We start from the raw sequence: 4490 nt of genomic DNA on the forward strand, positions 1-4490 counted from the left end.
GATACAAAATCAACAGTATTGCGATACCTCCTCTTGGTGCAGGCAATGGTGGGCTTGAATGGGAAAAAGTGAAAAGAATTATAGGACATAAACTCGGTCATTTGGATATAGACGTGTTAGTATACGAACCTACGGCGCAGATAAAGGAACGCGCGGTGCATATTGGGACACAGTGCAATGCCGTTGCCAATGCGATCATCATGGCTTACACTGAATGGCACAATAGGCCCGCGGCAACGAAACTATGGCCATGCCGTGATACCAAACGCATGCCGGTGAACGCGCAGGTGCTTTGGTAGAAGTAAGCTTTTTGCTCGGGGAAGTAAGTGTCGAGTATGGCTGTTTGCAGGAGGGTGCGGGGCACCGGTGCTTGGAAATTGAACCCAAAAACGTACTAGCGTTGGTCACAAAATTAACCGTAGCTACGACTTTTCAATTTCCTCGTAGCAATACAGAAAACACCGACTGCGGTCTGGTACGGAGAAATGCGCACTAACCGCACGCTACCTTTGTGGCGATGAAAACACTGCTATTACTTTGTGCCGCTTTGCTGACAAGCGGAAAGATGAATGAAGAGGGTTGGGGCAAAAGTATTGTGCCTAAGCTATCCAAAGAACTCCAGGAAGAATTCCCTGGCGTAGGTGGTCTCTCTGTAGGAAATCTGTGGTTAATGGCTCGGTTTTATAAAGGTTATCAGTCAGATATAAATCTCGTACCATTGGTATGAGAAATTAGTTGGAGCAAGCATATCGTAATTCTTTAAAAGTGCCAGAAACCGCAGGAGCGCCTATCCTGTACGCAAGCCACAAAAAAATTTGGCTGGACAAAGGACGTACTGACTAACCAAATTGGAAACAAAACGTTTGAACGGTACCTGCTCAACCAAACCAATTGGGAAAATACGCTACCCGATGTTACGAAAAAGAATGCCGCCCTTGCCATAAAAGACCATTACACTTTCGAATTCCTAAACCTACTCATGCTGCGTGTATTTGCAATTAAGCCAAAAAAAAGATTTTTCATTTGCATAATTTACTATTATTTTTAGTTTTGCAAAATCGGCTCGGTTGCCAATTTCATCTTCCTAGAAATTGCCACGATTAAATTAATTATGTAAATACTTGGAAAATCAATAAAGGATTTGGTTTTTTGGGTATATAAAATTAGTTTCGCAAAAGAAATGAATGGACAGAATTTTTACACGGTTGAGCAAGCAGCTGGTGTATTGGGTTTCTCAGCTCAATATGTAAGGAAGCTTTTGCGATCCGGACGTATCCAAGGGCTTATGGTGGGAAAGGTGTGGGTGATACCTGCAGAGATGCTTGATGACTTTGATAAGGAATCGCTACTACGCGAAGATGCCGCCGTTGACCGGAAATCAACCATAAGGCCACGCAAGGACGCCCCAAAGGTACTCTCCTTCTTTTCGGGCGCGATGGGCTTGGATATCGGGCTGGAGAAAGCGGGCTTCCAGACGCTGCTAGCCTGCGAAATAGACAAGGCAAGCCGAAGAACTATACTGGCGAACAAACCAGGTATAGGGTTGATCGGTGACATTCGTGATTATTCCGCCGATGACGTGCTGGCTTTTGCTGGTTTGAAAAGGGGGGATACCGTGGAGCTAATGGCTGGCGGGCCGCCTTGCCAGGCATTCAGTACGGCTGGGAACCGGAAAGGTTTCCAAGACGAGCGGGGCAACGTGTTCCTCAAATACCTAAGCTTAATTGGCGAAATCAGGCCACGCTTCGTGGTAATCGAAAATGTGAGGGGGCTGCTTTCTACTAAATTTGCATTGGATGTAGAGGACGACATCTCTGCTGATTTTTCGCCTATGTTTAGAGACATGCCTGGGTCGGCGCTTTATTATATCAAGCGCAGGCTCGAGAGCTTCGGATATGCCGTGAGCTTCAACCTGTATAATTCGGCCAATTTCGGCTCGCCGCAAATCCGGGAGCGGGTGGTGCTGATCTGCTCGATGGGTAGGGTGAAGGTGCCGTACCTGGAGCCGTCCCACAGTGAAAATGGCGAACATGGATTGAAAAGATGGAAAACATTCAGAAAGGCGGTAAGCAACCTGCCCGCAGCATGCGACTTCGTTAAATTCCCGGAGAAGCGACTGAAATACTTCCGGATGCTGAGAGCAGGCCAAAACTGGAGGTCGCTACCGGAGGAACTTCAGAAGGAAGCATTGGGCAAATCATATTATTTGGGCGGTGGAAAGACAGGCTTCCTTAGACGGATAGCTTGGGACAGGCCAGCCCCGACACTGGTGACCCACCCGGCTATGCCTGCCACGGATTTGGGCCATCCCGAAGAGGACAGGCCGCTATCAGTGCAGGAATACAAACGGGTGCAGGAGTTTCCGGATAGTTGGATAATCGAGGGCTCGGTATTAGACCAATACCGCCAGATAGGTAATGCTGTACCCGTAAGCTTGGCCAGAGCCGTCGGCAGGGCCGTAATCGAAGCGATGGAGGGTGCCGTAGCCTTGCCCTTGGCGGATTTCAAATACTCAAGGTATAACAACACTTCTGACGCAATGTGGATGAAGGCCATGCGAAAGCAATACAATTCCACCCTTGACACGGGGGGGCAGCAGGCGATGAACTTTTAGCCAAAAGATGAATTGAGCCGGACAAGCTTGGCCCAATCTATGCTGCCGTCGGCAGCCGTGAATTCGTTGAGGAACTCCCGCTCAAGCCGATTCTTGAGGTTATTGTAAGATTCAAGAAATGCCTGGTTTTTTTCTTCGGCCTCATGTCCCAAAGGCTCGATGAGTTTGATATAAAGATCCGCCTCGCCGGAAATAAGTTCCCAAAACCGCTGGCCGCACATTTTGTAATAGTCGCCTTTGGCTTTGTATTCGGATGATTGCCTGGATTGCCCGTAGCAACAGCCATTGACACACACCACCTGTACGTGTGCCCCTGACGTGGCCAAGCGCCGACGGGCGGTGCTGAATTGATCTATCAATTTCTTGATTTGGGAATCGTTGCCCCATTTCGGGCCGGATTTTATCGCTACAAGATAGCGGACGCCGTCCCTGTTGAAATCCAAATCAATGCCATCTACCGCCGCCTTTTGGCCGTTGTAGACCTTTTGGTTGATAAATATAGCCAAACGCTCAAGCCAATTCCCAAAAATGCCTTCTTCGCTAGAAGAGATGTATGCCGAGAGAATGCCATCAATGATTTGGCTGGCAGACGTCACGTTCTTGGCTTTGAACATGTACGGATTCTTGGCCTTAAGAACATCCTTCAGCTTGATGTTGTTTACCTTGGCCAGACGCTTATCGTGGAATTCGCCAATGTGATTTTCAACATACTGCGTTACATCGTCTAGATTTAGCTTATTCATGGTCGTTGGGCATATTGTTTTCGTGACTTGCGAAGATAGGAATTATTGCGCACTAATGTTAGTAATCCGTCGGATATGGCACCCGGTTTTCACCTGCACTCTCAATGTAAAGTTGTATCTGATTGGCACACTTCTGCAGGTTCTTCCTTACATCCTCACCCCAGAAGCGGAATACGGTATAACCCATCGCGATAAGTGTGGCGTTGTTTTCCTTGTCCCGCTGGATATTGCGCTCTATTTTGGGTATCCAGAAATCGCGGTTTCCCCGTATGCGTCCCTTGGTTTTTTCCCACTCATGCCCATGCCAAAACTCTCCATCCACGAAAATCGCCAGGCGATATTTCCGGATGACGATATCCGGCTTGCCCGGCAGGTCGCTTGCATGTATTCGATAGCGAATGCCCTTCGCCCAAAGGGCTTTACGCAACAACAACTCCGGCTTGGTGTCCTTGGAGCGGATTCGGCTCATAATATAGGAGCGCTGCGGCGTAGTGGGGATGCGGGGCATAGAAACAAAGGTAGCCAACTTTGCTTAATGTTGGAATACCGACAGATATTGGTTGTAAAGCTGGTTTTTGATGTGTTCGATATCGTCTGTGTAAAGTATCGACGTTCGGTATAGACCAAACTGTAGTGCGGACGAGTCTGCCGGCAGAAACTTTTTTTCAACGAACTCCTGAAAAGATTCATTGATGTTGTTTTCAGGAAACAGCCCGGGACTTGCATTGATTGAATTCTTCGGCCCGCTCGCTGAAAGCGCCGAAATATCCGGGGATGGTCTTTTCGGGAACGATGTGATAGGCATACTGAAGCCGGTTTAAGTTTTCGGGATGCAAAAAAGTGAGCTGTTTATGGCTTGGAAAATAAACGATGAGACCTACATTCATCACTTTACCAAGTATTTGAGAATGGCGGTATTGCAATAGCCCATGCTGGTAAGTTCTCCCAATCATACCTTTCGCCTATTTTAGAACGCTACATAATAACTTTTTCGAGCCGGTGGAGCCAAACCCGCGAAAAGTCACCGATGATATATCAACGTCAGTGGGATAGTTGTTAATTATAAAGTGTTTCAAATCCCCAACGGTGACTATACCGGATTCTTTAAGGACATTGGCGCGATGCTCGGTAAT

General features: G+C 47.7%; 6 protein-coding genes. 2 read left to right on the forward strand and 4 right to left on the reverse strand.

Translation table 11 applies throughout. The features are described from left to right. Positions 1 to 116: 116 nt before the first annotated feature. Positions 117 to 221, reverse strand: coding sequence for a hypothetical protein (locus tag JHJ32_RS23280; protein ID WP_370584566.1), 105 nt, complete (start codon positions 219 to 221; stop codon positions 117 to 119). Between the two features lie 296 nt (positions 222 to 517). On the opposite strand from JHJ32_RS23280, the gene JHJ32_RS22370 reads away from it, so the two are divergent. Continuing rightward, complete coding sequence (locus tag JHJ32_RS22370; RefSeq protein ID WP_200122897.1) at positions 518 to 727, forward strand: DUF1016 N-terminal domain-containing protein; 210 nt, start codon at positions 518 to 520, stop codon at positions 725 to 727. A 453-nt stretch (positions 728 to 1180) separates the two neighbouring features. Beyond that, positions 1181 to 2614 carry a DNA cytosine methyltransferase gene (locus JHJ32_RS22375; RefSeq protein ID WP_200122899.1) on the forward strand — a complete coding sequence of 478 codons (1434 nt, stop codon included), beginning with the start codon at positions 1181 to 1183 and terminating at the stop codon, positions 2612 to 2614. Here the strand turns inward: JHJ32_RS22375 and JHJ32_RS22380 are convergent. The 3 genes from JHJ32_RS22380 to JHJ32_RS22390 form a co-directional block, all read right to left on the reverse strand. Then, on the reverse strand, positions 2611 to 3357 hold the full coding sequence (locus tag JHJ32_RS22380; protein ID WP_200122901.1) for a PmeII family type II restriction endonuclease: 747 nt from the start codon (positions 3355 to 3357) through the stop codon (positions 2611 to 2613). The genes JHJ32_RS22375 and JHJ32_RS22380 overlap by 4 nt on opposite strands. A gap of 58 nt (positions 3358 to 3415) precedes the next feature. Next, the gene (locus JHJ32_RS22385; protein ID WP_233632813.1) at positions 3416 to 3883 is read right to left on the reverse strand and encodes a very short patch repair endonuclease; all 468 of its coding nucleotides are present in this window, start codon (positions 3881 to 3883) and stop codon (positions 3416 to 3418) included. Positions 3884 to 4058: 175 nt separating this feature from the next. After that, positions 4059 to 4310 (reverse strand): hypothetical protein, encoded by a 252-nt coding sequence (locus JHJ32_RS22390; protein WP_200122905.1) that lies wholly within the window; start codon positions 4308 to 4310, stop codon positions 4059 to 4061. Between the last annotated feature and the right edge of the window lie 180 nt (positions 4311 to 4490).

Source organism: Parapedobacter sp. ISTM3 (genome assembly GCF_016533505.1).
In the GTDB taxonomy this organism is placed as follows: Bacteria; Bacteroidota; Bacteroidia; order Sphingobacteriales; family Sphingobacteriaceae; genus Parapedobacter; species Parapedobacter luteus.

Coding starts and splice junctions, on each gene's coding strand:
- JHJ32_RS22390 (WP_200122905.1), bottom strand. CDS start 4,310: ATGATTGGGAGAACTTACCAGCATGGGCTATTGCAATACCGCCATTCT.
- JHJ32_RS22370 (WP_200122897.1), top strand. CDS start 518: ATGAAAACACTGCTATTACTTTGTGCCGCTTTGCTGACAAGCGGAAAG.
- JHJ32_RS22380 (WP_200122901.1), bottom strand. CDS start 3,357: ATGAATAAGCTAAATCTAGACGATGTAACGCAGTATGTTGAAAATCAC.
- JHJ32_RS22375 (WP_200122899.1), top strand. CDS start 1,181: ATGAATGGACAGAATTTTTACACGGTTGAGCAAGCAGCTGGTGTATTG.